This window comes from Agrobacterium sp. 6Ca8, assembly GCF_055382765.1.
This window is the reverse complement of record NZ_AP026433.1, coordinates 414,094-435,020: the sequence shown is the minus strand read 5'-3', so window position 1 is coordinate 435,020 and position 20,927 is coordinate 414,094. Positions and strand designations below refer to the sequence as shown.

The window sequence follows — 20,927 nt, the reverse complement described above, 5'->3', positions numbered from 1 at the left end:
TACCCGTTAAAAAACGGGGGTTGTGGCGCAACGGAGTTTTAACATGCCCTAAACTATATTGCCTGATCGACAACAATGAGGGCGTTCCGGGTGGAGAAGGCGACACGCATACGTTATTTCGATGCCGGCAAACATTCGGCCACGCCGATACGTTCAAAGACCGCGCATTCGGATTTCCTGCGAACCGGGCGCATAAGCCGCTACGAAGAACGCTGGCTGCCGAGGGAACGCGTCTATTACAGCCATGAAGAAGTGGCGGCGATGACCGGACGCAAGCTCGAGGCTGCTGCCGACGCCACCCATAGCCGTCTCAATGGCTTTCACCAGTCCATCCGTTTTCCCAAGATGGTTTTCCACCATCTGCTGGATGAGCGGCCGCATCTCGGCTATTGCCATGTCACGGCAGCGAAAACCAGTTTCGACGCCGAGCGTCATGTGCTCTGGTCATTCTATTTCGCGAATTTCTTTGCCGAGTTGAGCGGGGCCGAGAACTTCTTCGAAAACATCGATGCGCGCTATTCGCGGATGTATTTCGCAGTCGCCATCAACGCGCTTCCAAACAAGAACGTCGCCATCGATACCTCCTTCCATCGCGGCGGCCTGCTATTCCAGACCCACGACCCGCGCATAGCGCTCAAAAACGTGCTTATGCTCGGCGCCCGCTCGGACGAGATGCGCAAGATCATCAAGGCAATATAAAAGCCACGATAGCGCTTTCCATAAGGCCCTGAAATACGCTATTGACGCCCTGAAAGGCAGCATCATGGCGCGTCATATCGATATCGAAAACGAGCGGGAAACCGCCTTGCAGGCGGCCGTCGAGGAGCTTTCCCGCGGCCAGCCAATCGCCCTGCCCACGGAAACCGTCTACGGCCTTGCTGCGGACGCCACCGATCCGGCGGCCATTACCCGCATTTACGAAACGAAAGGCAGGCCACAGTTCAATCCACTGATCTGCCATATGGCCGATATCGCCATGGCCGAACGTTATGCGGTTTTCGATCCCGTGTCGCGACGCCTCGCCGAAGCCTTCTGGCCCGGCCCGTTGACGCTGGTTCTGCCACTGAAACCGGCAAGCGGCATTCACTCACTCGCAACGGCCGGGCTCGATACCGTCGGCATTCGCGTTCCGCAGGGTTTCGCCGGTGATCTGATCCGCCGGTTCGACAAACCTCTTGCTGCGCCCAGCGCAAATAGTTCCGGCAAGATCAGCCCCACCAGTGCGGCCCATGTCGAGGCCGATCTCGGTAACAGGATCAACCTCATTCTTGATGGCGGTGCTGCCTCCGTCGGTGTCGAATCCACCATCGTCAAAGTGGAAGACGACGGGCGGGTGCGGCTGCTTCGTCCCGGCGGCATCGTCACCGAGGAGATCGAGCGCATCACCGGCACCCAGCTCGAACGGCCGGAAAAGGCATCAGCTGCCATCGAGGCACCCGGAATGCTCGCCTCGCATTATGCGCCCGGTGCAGCTGTTCGCCTCGACGCGACATCCGTTTCTTCCAACGAGGCACTGATCCGGTTCGGCGGCATCGCGGTTGAGGGACAAGAGGCAGCCCGTACCGTTCTCGACCTCAGCCCTTCCGGCGATCTTGCCGAGGCGGCCGCCAATCTGTTCGATTATCTCAAAGCAGCCGATGCGAGCGGTGCCGCGACAATCGCGGTCACAACCATTCCCGCCCACGGTCTTGGAGAGGCGATCAATGACCGCCTTTCCCGCGCCGCCGCGCCGCGAGGCTGACGGTACTTCACCATTTCGCCCACCGTTTCAATTGACAGCGAGACGCCAATGACAATCGCAGCCCCCTCCTCCGACATCCTCGACCGCTTCACTGCCATTGTCGGCGAAAAAAACGCGGTGCGCGACGCTGTGGAAATGGCGCCGCGTCTTGTGGAAAATCGCGGGCTTTACCATGGTGCGTCACCGCTGCTGCTCAAGCCCGGCACTGTCAAGGAGGTTGCAGCCATCCTGAAGCTCGCCAGCGAGACCGGCACGCCCATCGTGCCGCAGACCGGCAATACTGGCCTTGTGGGTGGCCAGACGCCGCGTGCTGACGGAACCGACATCATCCTCTCGCTCGAGCGCATGAACCGTATCCGCGACATCGATCCGGTCGCCAACACCATCGTTGCGGATGCCGGTTGCATTCTCGACGACATTCACAAGGCCGCATCGACCGTGGAGCGGATGTTCCCGCTGTCGCTCGGTTCGCAGGGCTCGTGCCGCATCGGTGGTAATCTGGCCACGAATGCCGGCGGCACGGCAGTTCTCGCTTATGGCAATATGCGCCAGCTTTGCCTGGGGCTTGAAGTGGTGCTGCCGACAGGTGAAATCTGGGACGGGCTTCGCCGGCTGAAAAAGGACAATACGGGTTACGATCTGCGCGATCTCTTCATCGGTTCGGAAGGCACGCTCGGCGTTATCACCGGTGCGGTGCTGAAGCTTTTCCCCGTGCCGCTCGGCCATCAGGTGGGTTTTGCCGGTCTTCGATCCACCGACGATGCGTTGAAGCTGTTCGAAATGGCCTCGAACCTCTGCGGCACAGCGCTGACCGGTTTTGAGCTGATGCCGCGCATCGGCGTGGAATTCACCGCCAAACATATTCCCGGCGTGCGCGATCCGCTACAAACGCCGCATGACTGGTACGCGCTCATCGATATCTCCACCTCCGATTCGGCTGAGACGGCTGAAACAATGATGCAATCGCTGTTGGAGCGCGGTTTTTCCGCTGGGCTGGTCGAGGATGCGGTGATCGCTTCATCGGAAGCGCAGCGTCAGGCGCTCTGGCATATGCGCGAAAGCATGTCGGATGCGCAAAAGCCGGAAGGCGGCTCTATCAAACACGACGTTTCCGTTCCGGTGTCGAAGATACCGGAATTCATGGCAACCGCGGAAAAGGCAGTTCTTGCCGCCATTCCCGGCGCCCGCGTCTGCGCCTTCGGCCATCTGGGCGATGGCAACATCCACTACAATATTTCCCAGCCGGTTGGTGCGGACAAAGCTGAATTCATCGGTCGCTGGCGGGATATGAACGAGATCGTGCACGGCATCGTGCTGTCGCTCGGCGGCTCGATTTCGGCCGAACATGGCATCGGCCAGTTGAAGCGCGACGAGCTGGCCGCGATCAGGCCTGGCATTGAAATGGACCTGATGCGACGCATCAAACACGCCTTTGACCCCGCCGGCATCATGAACCCCGGCAAGGTGATCACCGCCCGCTAGGGACAGCAGCTTCATCATCGTTGCAGGTTAGTTGGAAGTTCTCGCCGTCCAGGCGGGAACCAGTTCCGCATTCAGGCGGCGCGGCTTTTGCGCGTGCACGAGCTGTGTCAGGGCCATGCCGGATTTTGCGATCGCCACTGCATGTTTCTTCGGCATCAGGTAGCCGCATTCCAAGGGAGGACGGCGGCGCACTATCCGGCTGAAAAAGGGCCGCTTGTGATACCGGGACGGTGAGAAACGCGCGGGCTCGGCACAGACAGCCACATATTCGAGAATCTCTTCGATCCAGCCGCTCTGCGGACGCGCACCCGGTTCGACCAGCAGGATCCAATGCCCGCGCGCCGAGCGCATGACATCCTCAATATCCCATTGCGCATAAAAACGGCAACCAGCGGCATCGGCGACGCGCGACGATCCATCGCGCGAACCGTGATCGAGGATCACAACGTCGCTTACCAGCCCTTCCACGGCCCCGGTTACAAGCGCAGACAGCGTATGCGCCAGTTCCGGTTCCTGATCCCGGCATTCCATTATGACTGTCAACATATGCATAGCTCTAACGCATCGCACAATAAATTGCCACTGCACTGGACGTCAGAAAATCCGCGACCGTTCAGGCTTAACTCTAGCCCACCTTCAGGTGGGATTGATACAAACAAGACCCCGGCCGCGGGTCTGCCAGCTATCGATTTTGCATTTTTTGTTCTTGTAATGTTCTCGTTTCTGCGGTAGGAATTTAATCATTCGAAGAGGCAATGAAACGCCGGTTCGAGTGGAAACGGTTTAGGGCGTTGGCTTGCCTTGAGAGGCGTGCGGCACCCTGGGAGCATCCAGATGAGAGACCATACGCTTTCGGGGCAGGCTGCTTTCCAGCCGAGCCATACGCCTGACATTGCCAATGCGCTGGCCGATGCGTCGGGCCTGCGCATCGAGATCGACCGTCGTCGCGGGCGTGGTGCCGGACTTAACCCGGGCGGGCGCTTCGAGGCCCTGCAGCGGGAGGTTTTCGACGATGGCTGGCAGACCCTCGAGGAGCTGCCGGAGTTCCGCACCGAAGTGCAGGTGGAAAAGCCGCGCAGCATCATCAGCCGAAACGAATCGCCTGACATCCCTTTCGACCGTTCCATCAATCCCTATCGCGGCTGCGAACATGGCTGCATCTACTGTTTCGCCCGTCCGACGCACAGCTATATGGGGCTCTCTGCGGGGCTGGATTTCGAGGCGAAGCTTTTCGCCAAGCCGGATGCGGCAAAGCTGCTCGAAAGGGAGCTGGCGAAGCCCGGCTACAAGCCGCGCGTCATTGCCATCGGCACCAATACCGACCCCTATCAGCCGATCGAGCGCGAATGGCGCATCATGCGGCAGATACTGGAAGTGCTGGCAAAGGCCGACCATCCCGTCGCCATCGTCACCAAATCGGCCCTGATCAAGCGGGATATCGATATTCTCGCGCCCATGGCCAAGAAAGGTCTCGTCAAGGTTGGTATTTCCGTGACGACGCTGGACCGCAAGCTGGCACGCAGCATGGAACCGCGCGCCGCCACGCCCGAAAAGCGGCTGGAAGCGGTCAAGGCGCTGACGGATGCCGGCATTCCCGTGGCGGTGATGATGGCACCCGTCATTCCCGCACTCAACGATCATGAGATCGAACGCATTCTCGAAGCCGGCAAGGCCGCTGGCGCAACGGAGGCCTCCTACGTGCTGCTGCGCCTGCCGCTGGAGGTCAGCCCCCTCTTCCGCGACTGGCTGCTGCGCAACTATCCGGACCGCTACCGGCATGTCATGTCGCTGGTGCGCTCCATGCGCGACGGCAAGGATTACGATGCGGAATTCGGAAAACGCATGAAGGGTGCTGGTCCCTATGCATGGCAGATAGGCAGGCGTTTCGAAATGGCGACGAAACGGCTTGGCCTCATCCGCCGCGGCATTCACCTGCGCGACGATATCTTCGTGCCGCCGGGAGGTGCCGGCGTGCAATTGTCGCTGCTTTGAAAATATGAGGCCCGCTTGGCCGATCGAGGGCGCAGTACGATGCGTGCAACGATACCCAGCGGTGCAGACACATAAGGAGTGGTGGCCCTTTCCTGTTGACGGGGCCATGCTCTTGACGAAATGCCCGGCGGGTTTTCCCTGGCCCGTCGGACATCACCCCCGGAACCCGCCGCCTCGCGTGCGATCGTTTTTCCTCCGCCGCCCCGTTGGAGGATCAAAGGTCATGACGACCTAAGGGGCACGGTTGGCCACGCCCCTTGACCCGGCTGGCCGCGCCCGTCATCGCCCGCTTCCGGGGGCTTGCAGGAGATCGGGTGTGTGTGCAAGTTTCTGCCGCATGAAACGCCGCACCACACCCGATTCTCCTGCCCTCTTTGATCTCGCCGATACGGGCCCCGATTTCTCCTTCGAACTTGAAGCGAGGAAGAAGGGGCTTTGGCCCGTGGCCGGCACGGATGAGGCAGGCCGGGGGCCTCTCGCGGGACCAGTGGTTGCGGCAGCTGTCATTCTCGATCCCGACAATATTCCTGGTGGTCTTGACGATTCCAAGAAACTGACCAAGCTGAAACGGGAAAGCCTGTTTCTGCAAATCATGGAAACATCGATCGTTTCCGTCGCCTCCTCCGGCCCCGGCCTTATCGACACCATGAATATCCTGCGCGCCAGCCTCGACGCGATGCGTCGCGCCGTACTCGGCCTCGAAATTTCCCCAGCCCTCGTGCTGGCAGATGGCCGCGACAAGCCGCCGGGCATCACCTGCGAGTCGAAGGCCGTCATCAAGGGCGATTCCCGCTCCCTCTCAATCGCCGCCGCTTCGATCATCGCCAAGGTGACCCGTGACCGGATGATGGAACGGGCCGGTGTAGTGCACAGCTCCTATGGTTTCGAAGGCCATGCGGGTTACGGCACACCAGCCCACCTGCGCGCCATAGAAAGCCATGGGCCCTGCCCGCTGCACCGGATGAGTTTCAGGCCGCTGAAGCAGGATTGATCGAAAACCACGATCCTGAAGCGGAGAATGCGGTCTCGCCCCGGATTTCAGCGCCCTGCCATGAGGTGACGATCTACGTCTCCACTGGTAGAATTCTATCTCAATGCGTGGACTTGACGGGCTTTGGGAGAAGAGATTTGGATTTCATGAAACTGTTGAAGTCGCTCGAGGAACTTCTCTACGAGCTGGTTTCATGGCTCCTCTTCTATCCGCTGACAATGTGGCGATCGGTCGTCGCACCGCTCAGCATGATGCGCTACGCCGATAGCGAACTCGCGGATCGGCTCGAGGACCAGTATGACGACACACTGAGTCCACCCCTCTTCCTCCTGATCACTCTGCTATTTTCGCAGGGGCTCTCCGCCTCCCTTCCGACCATTTACGATCCCACATTGGCCGCCCGGGAGCTTGGTTCGGGTTCGAACCTGCTCATAGCGCGTGGCGTTATATTCGGGATTTATCCGCTGTGTATGGCCGTCACGCTTCTGCGGTGGAAACGGGTGAGGATCACCCGAAACTCCCTGCGTCCGCCGTTCTTCAGCCAATGTTACGTGGCTGCGCCGTTTACATTTGTCCTTGTTATGGGCTTCGATTTTGCATCCATGCCTCTGGAACATGGCCTTACGTTCGGGCTCGCCATTATTGCGCTCGCCACGATCTGGTATGCGCAGGCTCAGATACGATGGCTGATGCAGGATCTCGGCTTGGGCATCGCGAAAGCAGGCCTGGCTTTCAGTGGCGCATTTCTGGTTGCCACCGCGGCAGCTTTTGTACTGGCGGTGCTGATAGCGCTCGAGGCCAAGACAATCTATCCCGCGATCACTTAACAAGCCTCGACAAATTGGCAGCCACGAATTGCCGGCCAGCATCCAGTCTTCAAAGCCGATGCTTTTTCTCCAAAGGTCGACAGACATCGATAGACACGCTGCAAGCAGGCACCACAGTGTGCACCCACGAGCTTGCCAACACAGCCCCCGGCTGAGGCATAAAACAAAAAACCCCTCGCGGCGGGCGCCGGAGGGGTTTTGAATAGTACGAGATGAACTTAGTTCAGCTTCGACTTCACTTCGCCAATGGTGTTGGCGAAAAGTTTGGCCTTTGCGGCAGCGGTGGTCTTTTCGGCAATGAGCTTCTCGGAAGCTGCAATGGCGATGTCCACGGCGGCGGCACGAACGGCGCCTATGGCGTCTTCTTCGGCCTGCTTGATCTTCTGTTCCGACAGGGCCGTGCGGCGGACGACGAATTCTTCCGTCTTCTGCTTTGCTTCGGCGGTCAGGGCGGCCGCTTCGCGTTCGGCAGCAGCAACGATGCCAGCTGCTTCAGCTTCGGCTTCCTTGCGCTTGCGCTGATATTCGGCCAGCAGGTGCTGTGCCTCTTCGCGCAGACGCTTGGCTTCGGCCAGTTCGTCCTGAATGTTCTGTGCGCGCTCGTCCAGAGACTTGGAGAGCATGCCCGGAACCTTGAGATAGGCGATCAGGACGAAGAAAAGGACAAGACCGACAAGAGCGAAAAATGATGCATCAAACGCCATATCAGGCTCCCTTCACAGTCGAAGCGGCTGCAATGGCGGCCTTGACGTCGGCATCCTTGACCTTGGCGCCAACCAGCTGGTCAACGATTGCGGTCGCGGTTTCCTCGGCAATGGCGCCGACATCCGCGAATGCCTGATCCCTGATACCCGCAATGCGCTTTTCGGCGGCGGCAAGCTTCTCGGCAAGTCCGGCTTCGATCGCGACGCGGTCGGCATCGGCTTTCGCCTTGGCGGCGTCACGTGCCGCGGAGCCTATCGAGCTTGCCTTGGCGCGGGCTGCCGCGAGTTCTTTTTCATAGGTTTCGACGGCTGCGTCGGCTTCGCTTTTCAGCCGTGCCGCTTCATCGAGATCCTGTGCAATGCGCCCATGACGGTTTTCAAGAATGCCGCCGACGCGAGGAACGATGACCTTCTGCATGAGCAGGTAGAAAAGGCCGAACGTGATCGCCAGCCACAGGACCTGCGATGCATAAGTAGACTGGTCGAACGGCGGGAAAACGCCGGAAGCACCGTGTTCGGCGCCGTGCGCTACACCGGTTTCCGTGTGCGTGGCTTCCGGTTGCGGCTGGCCGACAGCCGGAGTTTCCGTATGCGTTTCACCTACGGTCGGTGCTGACTGGGCATAAGCCTCGGTCACGAACATGCTCACCTCCAGGGGGACTGCAAATGCGAAGGATCACGGCACGCAATTTGCGCGAGCCGTGATCCAGACCTGATGCCGTTATTAGACAGCGAACAGGAGAAGGAGAGCTACGAGCAGCGAGAAGATGCCCAGAGCTTCCGTAACGGCGAAGCCGAATACCAGACGGCCGAACTGGCTGTCGGCAGCAGAGGGGTTGCGCAGTGCGCCGGAGAGGTAATCACCGAAGATACGGCCGAGTGCGAGGGACGTACCAGCCATGCCGAGGCATGCGAGACCTGCGCCGATGTACTTTGCTGCTTCCGCTTCCATGTGAGACTCCTTGAGATATTGGTTGTTGCGGCTATCTTTTGGCGCCCGTTGCCGGGGCCAGCGACTTTACTTCTCAGTGACCACCATGCACGGCGTCGTTCAGGTACATGCAAGTCAGTACCGCGAACACATAAGCCTGCAGGAAGGCAACGAGAAATTCGAGAGCGGTCATTGCGACCGTCATGATGAGAGGCAGGACTGCACCGCCGATACCGAGCGCGCCGAGCGCACCCATGGAGGCGACGAAGCCTGCGAAAACCTTGAGCGTGATGTGGCCAGCCAGCATGTTCGCGAAGAGACGAACGGAAAGGCTGATCGGACGCGACAGGAACGAAATCATTTCAATTGACGCGACAAGCGGCAAAAGCGCCTTCGGAACGCCCGAAGGTGCGAAGATGCCGAAGAAATGCAGACCGTGCTTGTAGAAACCGTAAACGACGACCGTGCCGATGACGAGGCAGGCAAGCGCGAAGGTGACGATGATCTGGCTGGTGACCGTGAAGAAATACGGGAACATGCCGAGAAGGTTCGCAGTCAGCACGAACATGAACAGCGAGAATACGAATGGGAAGAACACCATGCCCTTTTTGCCGGCGCCTTCGCGCAGCATGGAGGCGATGAATTCATAGGACATTTCAGCAACGGACTGCATGCGGGTCGGGATCAGACCGCGGCTCGACGTTGCGAAATAAAGGAAACCGGAAGCGGCGGCCACGGTCGCGACCATGAAAAGCGACGCATTGGTGAAGGAAAAATCGACGCCGCCAATTTCGATCGGAATGATCGGCTGCACCAAGAACTGATGGGTCGGATCGTTTGCCACCGGCTGCCCTCTTTACCTGTCGCCGCTCATGGCGGCATCTCAACTGCAAGAAAAAACAGCTTAAACGCCGTCTTTTCCACCCTCGTCTCGCTTGTCGGCTCTCTCAAGCAGCGGCGGCTTTGCCACCGCGCCCGTGGAACGCAACACATTCAATACGCCTGCGCAGAAACCGAGAAGAAGAAGAACGATCATCCCCCACGGCGTCGTGCCGACAAAATAGTCCAGAAGATAACCCAGCATAGCGCCGACCACGATGGCCGAAATGAACTCCGATGAGAGCTTCACCGCCATCGCAAAGCCTTTCCGGCTTTCCGCGGCATTGGTCTCCGCCCTCACTTCCGCCTCATCCTCCGCCTTCACCTTTGCCAACTCTTCGGCAAGGCGCTTGCGACGCTCGTCCAGACTATCGTCACGGTTGCCAGTCATCTTAAAATCCCACCCATTTTCTCCGTTCCAGCCATGCCAGAACCCTTTGGAGTTGTAAACGGTGACGGATTAAGCCTGTTCCAGCCCGCTCTGAAGTCGCGCGCAACATAGTTTTAGGGGCTTCGCTAGTCAAGGCACTGGCGAAGCTTGTTTTTTCACAAATTAAATATTTAAAAACAAAGGCTTAACGCCAAATCGCCGTTTGTCGACGATGTTTCCCCCGGGAATCGGCATTTTTGACACGCAAATTGCGACAAATTGGCGGTGGTATCAGCTCCAGCCGCCACCATAGGTTCGATAAAAGACGTGCAAGCCAATCCTGCCGACCTTCTTCATGGATTTTCCCCAGGCGGGACGAACATAGACGGCATGATAGTGAGTCGCCGAGCCCACTTCCGTCAGCCAGATTTTGCCGGCGGTGGTTGCCATGGCCACTTCGCGGGCCATTTTCCAGTGACGTTCGGAATTCACCCGGTCCTTTATATTGTCGCAGGCGAAGGAGAACTGGCAGCGGTTGCGCCAGTCCTTGTTCTGATAAACCACACCGCAGATGGTTTTCGGATAAGCGGGGTTGCGCACGCGGTTAAGGATCACCTGTGCCACCGCCGCCTGTCCCTTGACCGATTCACCGCGCGCCTCGAAATAGATGCCGGATGCGAGGCATTGCTGTTCGGCTGCGGAAAACACGGCAGCGGGCAGCGGCGTTGCCGCCCATGCGTGATCGTCCGCGCCGATCAACGGCACGAAGCGGCCGGCCTCCGGCTTTTTCAGAATGGCGTCGAACGGCGATTCACGGGCGAAATCCGGTTCGGCCGGCGCGTAAGCCGTGGCGAGAATATCGGGAGTCCTGTTGGTGACGAGTTCCGCCAGCATCGGAGAGACGCTTTTGTCGGCCTTCTTTTCTTCACGGCGGAAATAGAAGGAGGCAAGTTTGACGTCGCTGCCGCGTTTCGGTTTCACAAAAGCCGTGCGGTCCTTGCGCTTCAGCGGCTCTATATCCAGCATGCTGGTGCGTTCCAGCACGGAACCGGCGGTGAAGGCCTTTGGCGGCTGCATGATTTCGGTTGCGACGATGCGACCCTTTTTGGCGGCACGGTTGACGCGCTCGCTGTCGGGTGTCGTCTCGTCACCCTTCTTGTTGGTGACGAAAGCCACCTTGCGGCCATCGGGCAGGGTCATGCCGCTGCCATGCAACGCCGCCTCCCCTTCCGCATCGTTAAAGGTGAGCGAGGCATTATGGACAGAGCCTGCCGGAGACGCGGTCAGCACCATGCGCCATTGCTCGCCGCCATTGTCCAGCCCTGCCAGCAGGGAGGCCAAATCCGCGCGTGCGGCAATGGAAGGAAAGACGAGCCAGGCAGCAAGGCCGAAGACAACGGGTGAGGTCCATGCCTGAAGGGACGCAAAGGACCGACGACGCATTACTCTTTTCGAACGCAAAACCAGCACTCCGAACACCAGGAACCATATTTGTTACAGGTGTTCGAGAATCTCTTATTAACCTTGATGCTTGGTTAACGCCGCGCGCGGGCGCGGCTTCACGTTAATGTGTAACCACCTTCTAATAATCAGACGACGACGTGAGAACCGAGTTCCACCACGCGGTTGGCCGGAAGGCGGAAGTAGTCCGAGGGATCGGCGGCCGTTTCGGCAAGCGCGATGAACAGGCGGTTCTGCCAGCCGGGCATGCCCGATTTCGGATCCGGCACCAGCTTGCGGCGACCGAGATAAAACGAGGTGGACATGATGTCGAACTTGTAACCCGTGCGCCTGAGGTAACCGAGCGCCTGGGTGACGTTCTGCGTTTCCATGAAGCCGAAATGCAGTTCGACCACGGCAAAACGATCGCTCAACTTCGTCAGTGTGTAACGATTTTCGGGCCGGACACGCGGCTGGTCTTCCGTGCGGATCGTCAAAATCACGTTCTTGTCGTGCAGGACGTGGTTGTGCTTGAGATTGTGCAGCAATGCAGCGGGTGCGGCATCCGGATCGCCAGTCAGGAAAATCGCTGTGCCGGGCACGCGCACCGGCGCATGGGCGCTTTCCTTTTCCACCGAAGCCACGAAAGCCTTCAGCGGCACATCGCTGCGGCGGGTTTTGGCGAAAAGGATTTTCGAGCCGCGCTGCCAGGTGGTCATGATGATGGTGAAAGCGATTGCCAGCAACACCGGCACGTAGCCGCCATCATGTATCTTGAGCAGGTTTGCACCGAGGAAAATCAGTTCCAGCAGCAGAAGCGGCGCCAGCACGCCAATCGCCAGCCAGATGGACCATTGCCAGCGCTTGCGAACGAATTCGAAGAACATCATGCTGGTGACGACCATCGCGCCGGTAACGGAAATGCCGTAGGCGGTGGCCAGTGCATCCGAACTTTTGAAGGTGAGCACCAGTGCGACGACGCCGAACAGCAGGATGGTGTTGACGGCGGGAAGATAGATCTGCCCGGTATTGGTTTCCGAAGTGAAGAGGATTTCCATGCGCGGCAGATAGCCGAGATGGATCGCCTGACGCACGAGCGAGAACGCGCCTGTTATAACCGCCTGGCTGGCGATGATGGTGGCGGCGGTCGCAAGAATGACGGCCGGCAGGATCGCCCATTGCGGGAACATCAGGTAAAACGGATTGGACATCGCCGCCGGGTCCTTGAGAACCAGCGCGCCCTGACCGAGATAATTCAGCGTCAGTGCCGGGAAAACCAGACAGAACCATGCCCACTGGATGGGACGGCGGCCGAAATGGCCAAGATCGGCATAAAGCGCTTCAGCACCGGTGATCGTCAGGAAAACCGCGCCCAGCACGACGATGCCATAAAAGCCTTCATTGGCGAGAAACTCGACCGCATGCCAGGGGTTGAAGGCATAGAGAATGCCGAAATCATCGGCGATGTGAATGAGGCCGGCCACACCCATGACCAGGAACCAGACAGCGGTGATCGGTCCGAAGAATTTCGCCACCGTTCCCGTACCGTGCGATTGGATCGCGAAGAGGCCGATGAGAATGCAGACGGAGATCGGAATAATAAAGTCGTCCATGGCCGGAGTGACGAGCTTCAGCCCCTCCACCGCCGAAAGCACTGATAGCGCCGGCGTGATCATGGCATCGCCCAGGAACAGGGCTGCGCCGATGAGGCCGAGCACGATGAGAACGCTGCGGTGAGTGCCCGCCGTCTTCATCAACAGCGCCAGAAGCGAGAGTGTGCCGCCCTCGCCGTCATTGTCGGCGCGCAGCAGGAGCGTGATGTATTTGAACGTCACGATGATCGTCAGAGACCAGATCATCAGGGATGTCAGGCCGATGACTTCTTCTCTCGTCACGCCATCATAGGCGATCGGCTTTAGCGCTTCGCGGAAGGCATAGAGCGGGCTGGTGCCGATATCGCCGTAGACGACGCCAATAGAACCAAGGATCGCGGCATAAAGCCCCTTGTTCTGATGCTTGTCATCCGAATCCGGCTTCTCGGTAAAGTCCTTGTCTGCGATTTGAGACATGATGATCCTGGCTCCTTAGAGCCAGCCCTTCCAACGGAAAAAGAGAAACGGGATGATTGCCGACATCAGCATGACGACGAGCGCGAGTGGATAGCCAAACGTCCAGTTCAACTCCGGCATGAGCTGAAAGTTCATTCCGTAAACCGACGCCACCAGAGTGGGCGGCAGGAACACGACCGACGCGATCGAGAAGATCTTGATGATGCCGTTCTGCTCGATGTTGATGATGCCGAGAGAAGCGTCCAGCAGGAATGTCAGATTGCCGGAAACGAAGGAGGCATGTTCGCTCAACGACTGGATATCCCGACCGATCGATTTGCTCTGTTCCCTCGCGTCCTTGTCCTGCTGGACCTGCGCACTTGTGGACAGGAAAGTCTGCAGGCGTGCAAGGGAAGCAAGGCTGTCGCGAACCTTGGAGATCAGCCGGTGATAGGCGGCAATGTTCGTCAGTCGGTCTTCCAGATAACGCGGTGCCTTGCGCTTGCTGCGCGCCTGGCTGCCGAGAAGATCGGCGGCGAGATTGTCGATGCCTGCCACCGAGTTTTCGAGAATTTCCGCCGTGCGATCGACGATGGTTTCCAGCAGTTTCAGCAACAGCGCGGTGCCGCTGCGCATCTCGTGCGGCACGCGGGTGATGGCGGCGGTGAAGAGGTGGAATGATTTCGGCTCGGCATAACGGATCGTCACAAGGCGCTTGCCGGCAAGAATAAAGGCGACATCTGTTAGGCGCGGACCGTCGGAATCTGCCTTCCAAACCAGAGAGGCGGTCATGAAGACGTTGCCATCTTCCATGTAAAGGCGGCTGGAAGGTTCGATATCCTTCAAATCCTCGCGGGTGGGCAGCTCTAGCCCCAGCAGTTTTTCAACATACTGCTCTTCCGTCCTCGTCGGATTGATAAGGTCGATCCAGACGATATCGTCGGGAATCTGTTCACGGCCGTCGTCTGGCGACAGGCTGATCGCCTCGCAGTTGGCGCGATAGGCTTTTATCAATCCGTTTCTCCGGTCCGCATCGCTGGCTTCAGCCGCAATGCTGCTTAACATATCCTGTTCAAGGTCGGCAAACCTTTGGACGACACTTCAGGGAACACCGGAACGAGCGGGATTTTCACATCCCGCCGGACTGACGGACCAAGAACCAAACGGCGCAGGGCTATGCTCCCAAAGCGAGACCCAATCAAGCAATATTTTCTCGCGACAGCATTGCAGGCGATGCATCTCTAGCGTTCAAATGCATCGGCCTTTCCCGAAGCCACCAGTTAACATATTGTTTCTAAAATATATCCAGGCAGGACAACCGTCCGGCCTTTTTTCTTCCTTAACCGGTACGTTATTCGAAAACGATTTTCGGGGCGGCTTTTCTTTCGCCCGCACCGATGCGGGCCCAGACTTTTTCCGCAATATCGCGGTAGATGGCGGCCTGCGGACCATCCGGCTCGGCGGCAACCACCGGCGTTCCGGCATCAGACATTTCACGGATGGAAATGGTGAGCGGCACTTCGCCGAGAAACGGCACGCCAATCCGCTCAGCCTCTGCCTTAGCACCGCCATGGCCGAAAATATCATAACGCGCGCCGGTATCCGGTGCGATGAAGTAGCTCATATTCTCGACGACGCCGAGCAGCGGCACTTCCACCTTGCGGAACATGGTGATGCCCTTGCGCGCGTCGATCAGCGCCAGATCCTGCGGCGTGGAGACGATGACGGCGCCGGCGAGCGGCACCTGCTGGGCGATGGTGAGTTGCGCGTCGCCGGTGCCAGGCGGCATGTCGAGCACCAGCACATCGAGTTCACCCCAGGCGACTTCACGCAACATCTGCATCAATGCGGACTGAACCATCGGCCCGCGCCAGATCATCGCCGCTTCCTCATCCACCAGAAATCCCATGGACATGACCTTCAGTCCGTAATTTTCCATGGGAATGATGATGCGGTCTTCCTGCTGCTGCGGGCGTCCTGAAATCTTCAGCAGTCGTGGCAGCGAGGGGCCGTAAATGTCGGCGTCGAGCATGCCAACCTTGAGGCCCAGCGCCTGTAGGCCCAGCGCCAGGTTGACGGCGGTCGTGGACTTACCGACCCCGCCCTTGCCCGAGGCAACGGCGATGATCGCGCCGACGCCGGGAACGCCGACCTTCGACGAGCCGGGCTGCGCGGCCGGCCGGCCGGTTGCAGCCGCAGGGCGCGCCGGTGCCGGCGCCGGGCGCGCCGGTGCGGGTTGTTGTGTGCCGGGTTTGCGATCCGCTGTCAGCGCGACGACGGCACCGGCGATACCCGGAACGCCCTTGGCGGCCTGTTCAGCCGAAAGCCTCAACGGCTCCATGTCGGCTGCCCTGTCGGCCGGGACGGTAATAGAGAAATAGGCTTTCGCGTCGGCGATGAAGATTTCCGAGACCATGCCAAGCGCCACAATGCTTTTGCCGCTGCCCGGATAGATGACTGCCTCCAAAGCCTTTTCGACCTGGTGCTTGCTGACCTCTGCCATATGTTCACTCCGCTACATCATCCCGCCGGATATGGGCTGCATTCCGCGCCATCCATAGACAAACGCGGCCCGTTCGCCAATGCCAAACCGCAAACAGCGGATCACCGCGACGGTTTATTCGCAGACTTCAGATTTCGTCGTCCATATCAAGCGTTTCCGGATCGAAAACCCGACCATCGAAAAAACAGTCGGGGCCGAGGACAAGACCCGAGCGTGACGCCCCGACATGGACCGGCTCCCGCAACGTGCCTTCCAGCTTCAGGTTCGCGCCCGGCACCGGCACGAAAAGCGGCTTCATCGCCTTGCGGAAGATATCCGGCCGGTAGGCATTGCGCGCGGCCTCCACCACGGCTGCATCGAACCGGCGATCGGGGGGAACCTCGCCCCAGCGCAACATCTGGCTGAAGAACCACAGCGCCTGGCTTTGCCAGGGGAAATTGGCGGCCTTGGCGCTTGTTACGAAAAACTCCTGAAAACGCTGCATGTCCCTTTGCGAAGTGGAAATATAGCCAGTCAGCGCCGGAAGCAGGAATTCGCCGTTCTCGTCAATATAATGGGGGGCGGCAAGAATGCCGGTAAGTTCCTCGATATTGGCGGAGTTGGCGCACCATTCGCCGGCGCGATAAAGCGAACGCAGCAAGCCTTCCAGCACAGTGGCGTTCTCCTCCACCCAGGGCCGCTTCACGGCCAGTATCTTTTCAGGCGCATTGTGCCAGATCAGCGCTCCCGTGGTGACGATCCGCCCGCCGCCACCCAGCACCACAGCGCTGCCCGCCGGTTCGGCGGTACAGAGCGCATCGACCTTGCCGCTTTCCAAAAGCGCCGGCATAGCCTTCGGCATGGCTTCGACGATTTCCATGTCGCGGCCGAGCAGCACCCCGCAGCTTCCGAGCAGATAACGCAGCGCATAAAACGGCGTTGACACGATATCCTCGATCGCAAAGACCGGCGGTTTTTCACCCGCCGCCCGGCGCGCGGAACAGACACGGGCCATCGCCCGCCCGAACGCGGCCGGGTCCGGCAGCTTCATGCCCTCCCGGTAAAGCTCGTCGAAAAATCCGTGCGAAACGGTCGTTGCCGATCCGCCAAGGGAAAGAGTGAAGACGCCGACAATATCGGCCGGCAGGTCATCGAGGCCAACCGCGGAACCGACGGGAACCGCGGCGGGCAAATGGGCGATCTGAACCTCGTCCTCGCCAAGTGCTGCAAGCACGGCGCGCGCGGATTGTTTTCGGATGAGTTCCAGTTCGACGCCTTCGTCGGCAGCAAAGCCTTTTTCGGCAGCGGCTATCAGTACGGCGCAATCGACAGTCGGAGAAAACCCCGCTTTTATCCTATGCCGTTCCGGCAAACGATTTCTCCTTCCCGGTGATTCGAAAGAAGGATCGCCCAGGAACCCATTTATCACAATGATAAATTTGCGGTTTCGCTATTTAATCAGACCGACCCGGAGCGCCTTTGCGACGGCTTGGGTGCGGTTGACAGTATCGAGTTTTTTCGTCGCACGGTTCAGGTAGTGATTGATGGTATGTTCCGAGAGCATCATGATTTCAGCGATCTCGGCGCTGGTCTTGCCGGCGGCCGTCCAGTTCAGACAATCTATCTCGCGCTCGTTCAATGTCTCGGGAACCCGCAGGTCAAGGCGGCGGATTTCAGATAGCCGGGCAAAGATGTGGCTGGAAATGTAAAAAAGTTCCGCTAGCTGGCTGGTGGGCAAACTCGTTTTGTTACCGGAAAAGGACACCGCTCCCCGCATCGTGGTGATGTCGTGAACGGGAAACCACACCGAATTGATCATATCGAACCGCTCAAAAAGTCCGATGACCGGTTTCTTCGGCGCGTTTTCGTCGCCGCTGACCAGAAAATCCAGGGAGACGGAAAAGGGTGTGGTCGATTTCTTCAACTGCGCCATCACCCGGCTTCTCTGCAGCATGCCCTCTTCGTCATAACGCTGCAAAAGCTCGGCCGGCCAGCTGGTGATGATGGTGCATTGCGACAATTCGCTCGCCATTTCGGCCGAGAGGTCAAGCACCATGAAGGCCTTGAATCCCCAGGCTTCCGTCAACCGTTTCAAAAACCGGAATATATCGAATTGCGTGTTGAGACCGGCGATCTCGCGAACGCAATCAACACCAATCGACTGAACGGCGGCCGTCTCTGTTTTCTGCATGAAGCGGTTCTTCAAAAAAGAGAAAATACCGCCGCAAAGGCCTGCCTTCGTGCGGAAATTGCGCGGATGTTACTCGCCAAAATGATTCATGCAAACAAAAGTTGAAACTTAATTCCGAATAATCGAAAATAAGATTTCACTTACACGCATCGGCGCGCGATCTGCCGTTTTTGAAGCGGAAACCAAAAGCTTCACGCATCCATTTTTCTCAACCATTCGCAACCGGAGATAATCTGCAGGCAAGTTCCGCCGAAATTTGATCGGCCGTTTCGCGCACCAGAGGACCCCATTTCCGCAGTTGCTCCACATCCACGCGATAGGCTGGGCCGGTGACGGAAATCGCCGCGAGAAAATTGCGCCCCGGCGCCCTTACCGGCGCGGCAACGCAGTGAATGCCGATTTCATGCTCCTGAAGGTCGAAACCGTAGCCATTGTTGCGAATGGCGGCCACATCCTGCCCCAGCATTTGCGGGGTTACGATCGTATTTTGCGTGAAGCGGTGGAAGTCCAGCTCTGCGGCAAGTGCAGCGAGATCGTCAGGGAAAAGCATTGACAGCGCGGCCTTGCCCACCCCTGTGCAATAGGCGGGGGATGTCTTGCCCACCTGCGAATGCATGCGCAAAGTATGCTTGCCCTCCATTTTGTCCAGATAGGTGACTTGCCCGCCGTTCAGAACGGCAAGATGCACGGATTCCTGCGTCGCCTCCTGCAATGCCGCCAGATGCGGCGCGGCAACGCTGCGCAGATCATTGCTGCTCCAGGCCTTGGCGGCCAATTGCAGCAGCCTCAGACCCACGACATAGGTCTGGTCGGCGACATGATCGACCAGACCTTCGGCCACGAGATGGGCGAGCTGGCGGTGCACCGTGCCGCGCGGCTGGCCGCAAGCCTCGACAACGTCGGTGAAGCGCATCGGTTTTTCGGCAAGGGCGATAAGCTCCAGAAGCGAGACGGCCTTACCAAGCGTGCCGGTTACGCTTTCCTTTTTTCGCTCCAAGGCAGGAACCACCTCATGCTCGCTGTCATTTGGGTTTTTGTGATCGGGCATGGCAACATCCACCGTCATCTGTCTTGACATAAGCCTGCGGCCAAGAGAATAATTCCACTTAGTAAAATCTAGTTCCAAATAATGGAACAATCAAGCCCCCACTGGACGAGACGATGCCGATGATGCAAGCCCATTTCCCTGACCTCAAGGACGCGGGCGTGCTCGTCACCGGCGGCGGCTCCGGCATCGGGGCATCGCTGGTGGAGGCCTTTGCGGCGCAGGGCGCAAGGGTCGCGTTCATCGACATCGCCGAAGAGCCGAGTGTGGCGCTCGTTGCGCGGCTTGCTCATGCCGCACGCCATCCGGTCCATTTCTTCAAGACCGACCTGCGCGACGTTGCGGCGACCCGGCAGACCGTGGAGGCGGCGGCAGCTGCGACCGGCGGCATCAAGGTGCTCGTCAACAATGCCGCATGGGACGACCGCCACGACATCGATACCGTCACAGAAGCCTATTGGGATGCCAATCAGGCCGTCAATCTCAAGCAGATGTTCTTCACTGTTCAGGCCGCCTTGCCACATCTGCGGCAGGCGCAGGACGCAGCCATCATCAATTTCTCCTCGATTTCGTTTTTGCTGAACATGGGCGAGCTTCCTTCTTATGCGGCAGCCAAGGCCGGCATCATCGGCCTGACGAAAAGCCTGGCCGGACGGTTGGGGCCGGAAAATATCCGCGTCAACACGTTGCTGCCGGGCATGATCGTGACGGAACGGCAGAAAGAATTGTGGCTGACGGACGACGACGTCACCTCGACCACGGCACGGCAATGTCTCAAGCGCACGCTTGTCGCCGCCGATCTGGTGGGTCCGTGCCTGTTTCTCGCATCATCGGCATCGAGCGCGATCACCGCGCAATCCATAATCGTAGACGGAGGCCTGTTATAATGTCTGAACCCGCTTTTATCGCCGTCGACTGGGGCACGACCAGTTTCCGGCTCTGGCTGCTCAGCCGGTCCGGCGCGGTGCTGGCTGAGCGCAGAAGTGCTGAAGGCATGACGACGGCCATGCGGACCGGCTTTACAGAGGTGCTGCAATCGCATCTCGATGCCATCGGCGCACCGGAAAAACTGCCGGTTCTTATCTGCGGCATGGCGGGTGCGCGGCAGGGCTGGGTGGAGGCCGGTTATATCGACGTGCCTGCATCGCTTTCAGCGGTTCTTGATGGTGCGGTGCGCGTGCCGGGTCAGGAGCGGGATGTCCGCATTCTGCCGGGGTTGGCGCAGCGGGACAAAAACGCACCTGATGTGATGCGTGGCGAAGAAACGCAATTGCTCGGTGCACTCAGCTCCGCCGGTGGCGGCAGGAAGCTGGTCTGCATGCCCGGCACCCATTCCAAATGGGTAACGGTGGATGGCAGCGACGTGACGGGCTTTGCCACCTTCATGACCGGTGAGCTGTTCGAGGTCATCTCGAAACAGACCATCCTTTCCCATGCGGTGGCAGAAGCCGAAGCCTTTACCGGCGAGCACGAGGTATTCAGGGCGGCGGTGCGCGATATCTACGCCAATCCGCAGCTCGCCACCAACCGTCTGTTCACCCTGCGCTCCGGACAATTGCTGCACGGCCTCACCGCGACAGACGCCAAGGCCAAGCTTTCCGGCATCATGATCGGACTGGAAATCGCCGGTGCGCCTTCCTCCGTACGGCGGGACACGCCGGTGGTGCTGATCGGCTCCGGCGCGCTCGGTGCGCTTTACGAGGGTGCATTCGAAGCCCTTGAGATTCAATATACTGTCATCGACGCAGACGAGGCCGTTCGGCGCGGGTTGTTAGCCGCCGCAAATGCCATCTGGTCATAGATT

Annotated in this window: 21 protein-coding genes; 8 read left to right on the top strand and 13 right to left on the bottom strand. The window is 59.1% G+C overall.

Features of this window, described 5'->3' with window-relative positions; translation table 11 throughout:
• Window positions 1–90 precede the first annotated feature (90 nt).
• The 3 genes from ACZ5A6_RS02135 (at window position 91) to ACZ5A6_RS02125 (ending at window position 3,223) form a co-directional block, all read left to right on the top strand.
• Window positions 91–699 (top strand): DUF6656 family protein, encoded by a 609-nt coding sequence (locus ACZ5A6_RS02135; RefSeq protein ID WP_174061581.1) that lies wholly within the window; start codon window positions 91–93, stop codon window positions 697–699.
• Between the two features lie 64 nt (window positions 700–763).
• On the top strand, window positions 764–1,741 hold the full coding sequence (locus tag ACZ5A6_RS02130; RefSeq protein ID WP_111798834.1) for an L-threonylcarbamoyladenylate synthase: 978 nt from the start codon (window positions 764–766) through the stop codon (window positions 1,739–1,741).
• A gap of 48 nt (window positions 1,742–1,789) precedes the next feature.
• Window positions 1,790–3,223: an FAD-binding oxidoreductase gene (locus ACZ5A6_RS02125; RefSeq protein WP_111789431.1), complete on the top strand. Its 1,434-nt coding sequence runs from the start codon at window positions 1,790–1,792 to the stop codon at window positions 3,221–3,223.
• Between the two features lie 27 nt (window positions 3,224–3,250).
• Here ACZ5A6_RS02125 and ACZ5A6_RS02120 read toward each other — a convergent pair whose 3' ends face one another.
• Window positions 3,251–3,769, bottom strand: a complete 519-nt coding sequence (locus ACZ5A6_RS02120; protein WP_111783346.1) for a glycosyl transferase — start codon at window positions 3,767–3,769, stop codon at window positions 3,251–3,253.
• Between the two features lie 288 nt (window positions 3,770–4,057).
• Here ACZ5A6_RS02120 and ACZ5A6_RS02115 point away from each other — a divergent pair, with 288 nt between their 5' ends.
• From ACZ5A6_RS02115 to ACZ5A6_RS02105, 3 genes are all read left to right on the top strand, one after another.
• Window positions 4,058–5,215: a PA0069 family radical SAM protein gene (locus tag ACZ5A6_RS02115; RefSeq protein WP_003511704.1), complete on the top strand. Its 1,158-nt coding sequence runs from the start codon at window positions 4,058–4,060 to the stop codon at window positions 5,213–5,215.
• Window positions 5,216–5,552: 337 nt separating this feature from the next.
• The gene (locus ACZ5A6_RS02110) at window positions 5,553–6,206 is read left to right on the top strand and encodes a ribonuclease HII (RefSeq protein WP_019564214.1); all 654 of its coding nucleotides are present in this window, start codon (window positions 5,553–5,555) and stop codon (window positions 6,204–6,206) included.
• Window positions 6,207–6,343: 137 nt separating this feature from the next.
• Window positions 6,344–7,033, top strand: coding sequence for a permease (locus ACZ5A6_RS02105; RefSeq protein ID WP_065688046.1), 690 nt, complete (start codon window positions 6,344–6,346; stop codon window positions 7,031–7,033).
• Window positions 7,034–7,251: 218 nt separating this feature from the next.
• On the opposite strand, the gene ACZ5A6_RS02100 is transcribed toward ACZ5A6_RS02105, so the two are convergent.
• The 12 genes from ACZ5A6_RS02100 to ACZ5A6_RS02045 form a co-directional block, all read right to left on the bottom strand.
• On the bottom strand, window positions 7,252–7,737 hold the full coding sequence (locus ACZ5A6_RS02100; RefSeq protein WP_003511699.1) for a F0F1 ATP synthase subunit B: 486 nt from the start codon (window positions 7,735–7,737) through the stop codon (window positions 7,252–7,254).
• Window position 7,738: 1 nt separating this feature from the next.
• Window positions 7,739–8,380, bottom strand: coding sequence for a F0F1 ATP synthase subunit B (locus ACZ5A6_RS02095; protein WP_003511698.1), 642 nt, complete (start codon window positions 8,378–8,380; stop codon window positions 7,739–7,741).
• 81 nt (window positions 8,381–8,461) lie between these two features.
• Window positions 8,462–8,689 carry a F0F1 ATP synthase subunit C gene (locus ACZ5A6_RS02090; RefSeq protein ID WP_003494147.1) on the bottom strand — a complete coding sequence of 76 codons (228 nt, stop codon included), beginning with the start codon at window positions 8,687–8,689 and terminating at the stop codon, window positions 8,462–8,464.
• 73 nt (window positions 8,690–8,762) lie between these two features.
• A complete protein-coding gene (locus ACZ5A6_RS02085; protein ID WP_003511697.1) occupies window positions 8,763–9,512 on the bottom strand; it encodes a F0F1 ATP synthase subunit A in 750 nt (249 codons plus the stop codon).
• 60 nt (window positions 9,513–9,572) lie between these two features.
• The gene (locus tag ACZ5A6_RS02080) at window positions 9,573–9,938 is read right to left on the bottom strand and encodes an AtpZ/AtpI family protein (protein WP_003511695.1); all 366 of its coding nucleotides are present in this window, start codon (window positions 9,936–9,938) and stop codon (window positions 9,573–9,575) included.
• A 270-nt stretch (window positions 9,939–10,208) separates the two neighbouring features.
• Entirely contained in the window at window positions 10,209–11,360 is a 1,152-nt protein-coding gene (locus tag ACZ5A6_RS02075; protein ID WP_019564219.1) for a cell wall hydrolase, read from the bottom strand.
• A 146-nt stretch (window positions 11,361–11,506) separates the two neighbouring features.
• Window positions 11,507–13,426, bottom strand: a complete 1,920-nt coding sequence (locus tag ACZ5A6_RS02070) for a potassium transporter Kup (RefSeq protein ID WP_013635578.1) — start codon at window positions 13,424–13,426, stop codon at window positions 11,507–11,509.
• A 15-nt stretch (window positions 13,427–13,441) separates the two neighbouring features.
• Window positions 13,442–14,419 (bottom strand): magnesium/cobalt transporter CorA, encoded by a 978-nt coding sequence (gene corA, locus ACZ5A6_RS02065; protein WP_013635577.1) that lies wholly within the window; start codon window positions 14,417–14,419, stop codon window positions 13,442–13,444.
• A gap of 337 nt (window positions 14,420–14,756) precedes the next feature.
• Window positions 14,757–15,908 (bottom strand): Mrp/NBP35 family ATP-binding protein, encoded by a 1,152-nt coding sequence (locus ACZ5A6_RS02060; RefSeq protein WP_013635576.1) that lies wholly within the window; start codon window positions 15,906–15,908, stop codon window positions 14,757–14,759.
• Between the two features lie 127 nt (window positions 15,909–16,035).
• A complete protein-coding gene (locus ACZ5A6_RS02055; RefSeq protein ID WP_464111036.1) occupies window positions 16,036–17,259 on the bottom strand; it encodes a CmpA/NrtA family ABC transporter substrate-binding protein in 1,224 nt (407 codons plus the stop codon).
• Between the two features lie 78 nt (window positions 17,260–17,337).
• The gene (locus tag ACZ5A6_RS02050) at window positions 17,338–18,078 is read right to left on the bottom strand and encodes a helix-turn-helix transcriptional regulator (protein ID WP_019564223.1); all 741 of its coding nucleotides are present in this window, start codon (window positions 18,076–18,078) and stop codon (window positions 17,338–17,340) included.
• A 208-nt stretch (window positions 18,079–18,286) separates the two neighbouring features.
• The gene (locus ACZ5A6_RS02045) at window positions 18,287–19,156 is read right to left on the bottom strand and encodes an IclR family transcriptional regulator (protein WP_174061583.1); all 870 of its coding nucleotides are present in this window, start codon (window positions 19,154–19,156) and stop codon (window positions 18,287–18,289) included.
• An 83-nt stretch (window positions 19,157–19,239) separates the two neighbouring features.
• Here ACZ5A6_RS02045 and ACZ5A6_RS02040 point away from each other — a divergent pair, with 83 nt between their 5' ends.
• On the top strand, window positions 19,240–20,010 hold the full coding sequence (locus ACZ5A6_RS02040; RefSeq protein WP_174061584.1) for an SDR family NAD(P)-dependent oxidoreductase: 771 nt from the start codon (window positions 19,240–19,242) through the stop codon (window positions 20,008–20,010).
• On the top strand, window positions 20,010–20,924 hold the full coding sequence (locus ACZ5A6_RS02035) for a 2-dehydro-3-deoxygalactonokinase (protein ID WP_174061585.1): 915 nt from the start codon (window positions 20,010–20,012) through the stop codon (window positions 20,922–20,924). Before ACZ5A6_RS02040 ends, ACZ5A6_RS02035 begins: the two co-directional genes overlap by 1 nt.
• Window positions 20,925–20,927 lie beyond the last annotated feature (3 nt).

Bases quoted from the DNA above. Each gene is read 5' to 3' on its own strand.
- ACZ5A6_RS02130 (WP_111798834.1), top strand. From the start codon at position 764: ATGGCGCGTCATATCGATATCGAAAACGAGCGGGAAACCGCCTTGCAG.
- ACZ5A6_RS02120 (WP_111783346.1), bottom strand. From the start codon at position 3,769: ATGTTGACAGTCATAATGGAATGCCGGGATCAGGAACCGGAACTGGCG.
- ACZ5A6_RS02100 (WP_003511699.1), bottom strand. From the start codon at position 7,737: ATGGCGTTTGATGCATCATTTTTCGCTCTTGTCGGTCTTGTCCTTTTC.
- ACZ5A6_RS02075 (WP_019564219.1), bottom strand. From the start codon at position 11,360: ATGCGTCGTCGGTCCTTTGCGTCCCTTCAGGCATGGACCTCACCCGTT.
- ACZ5A6_RS02110 (WP_019564214.1), top strand. From the start codon at position 5,553: ATGAAACGCCGCACCACACCCGATTCTCCTGCCCTCTTTGATCTCGCC.
- ACZ5A6_RS02040 (WP_174061584.1), top strand. From the start codon at position 19,240: ATGCCGATGATGCAAGCCCATTTCCCTGACCTCAAGGACGCGGGCGTG.
- ACZ5A6_RS02125 (WP_111789431.1), top strand. From the start codon at position 1,790: ATGACAATCGCAGCCCCCTCCTCCGACATCCTCGACCGCTTCACTGCC.
- ACZ5A6_RS02095 (WP_003511698.1), bottom strand. From the start codon at position 8,380: ATGTTCGTGACCGAGGCTTATGCCCAGTCAGCACCGACCGTAGGTGAA.
- ACZ5A6_RS02050 (WP_019564223.1), bottom strand. From the start codon at position 18,078: ATGCAGAAAACAGAGACGGCCGCCGTTCAGTCGATTGGTGTTGATTGC.
- ACZ5A6_RS02115 (WP_003511704.1), top strand. From the start codon at position 4,058: ATGAGAGACCATACGCTTTCGGGGCAGGCTGCTTTCCAGCCGAGCCAT.
- ACZ5A6_RS02080 (WP_003511695.1), bottom strand. From the start codon at position 9,938: ATGACTGGCAACCGTGACGATAGTCTGGACGAGCGTCGCAAGCGCCTT.
- ACZ5A6_RS02035 (WP_174061585.1), top strand. From the start codon at position 20,010: ATGTCTGAACCCGCTTTTATCGCCGTCGACTGGGGCACGACCAGTTTC.
- ACZ5A6_RS02070 (WP_013635578.1), bottom strand. From the start codon at position 13,426: ATGTCTCAAATCGCAGACAAGGACTTTACCGAGAAGCCGGATTCGGAT.
- ACZ5A6_RS02060 (WP_013635576.1), bottom strand. From the start codon at position 15,908: ATGGCAGAGGTCAGCAAGCACCAGGTCGAAAAGGCTTTGGAGGCAGTC.
- ACZ5A6_RS02090 (WP_003494147.1), bottom strand. From the start codon at position 8,689: ATGGAAGCGGAAGCAGCAAAGTACATCGGCGCAGGTCTCGCATGCCTC.
- ACZ5A6_RS02045 (WP_174061583.1), bottom strand. From the start codon at position 19,156: ATGTCAAGACAGATGACGGTGGATGTTGCCATGCCCGATCACAAAAAC.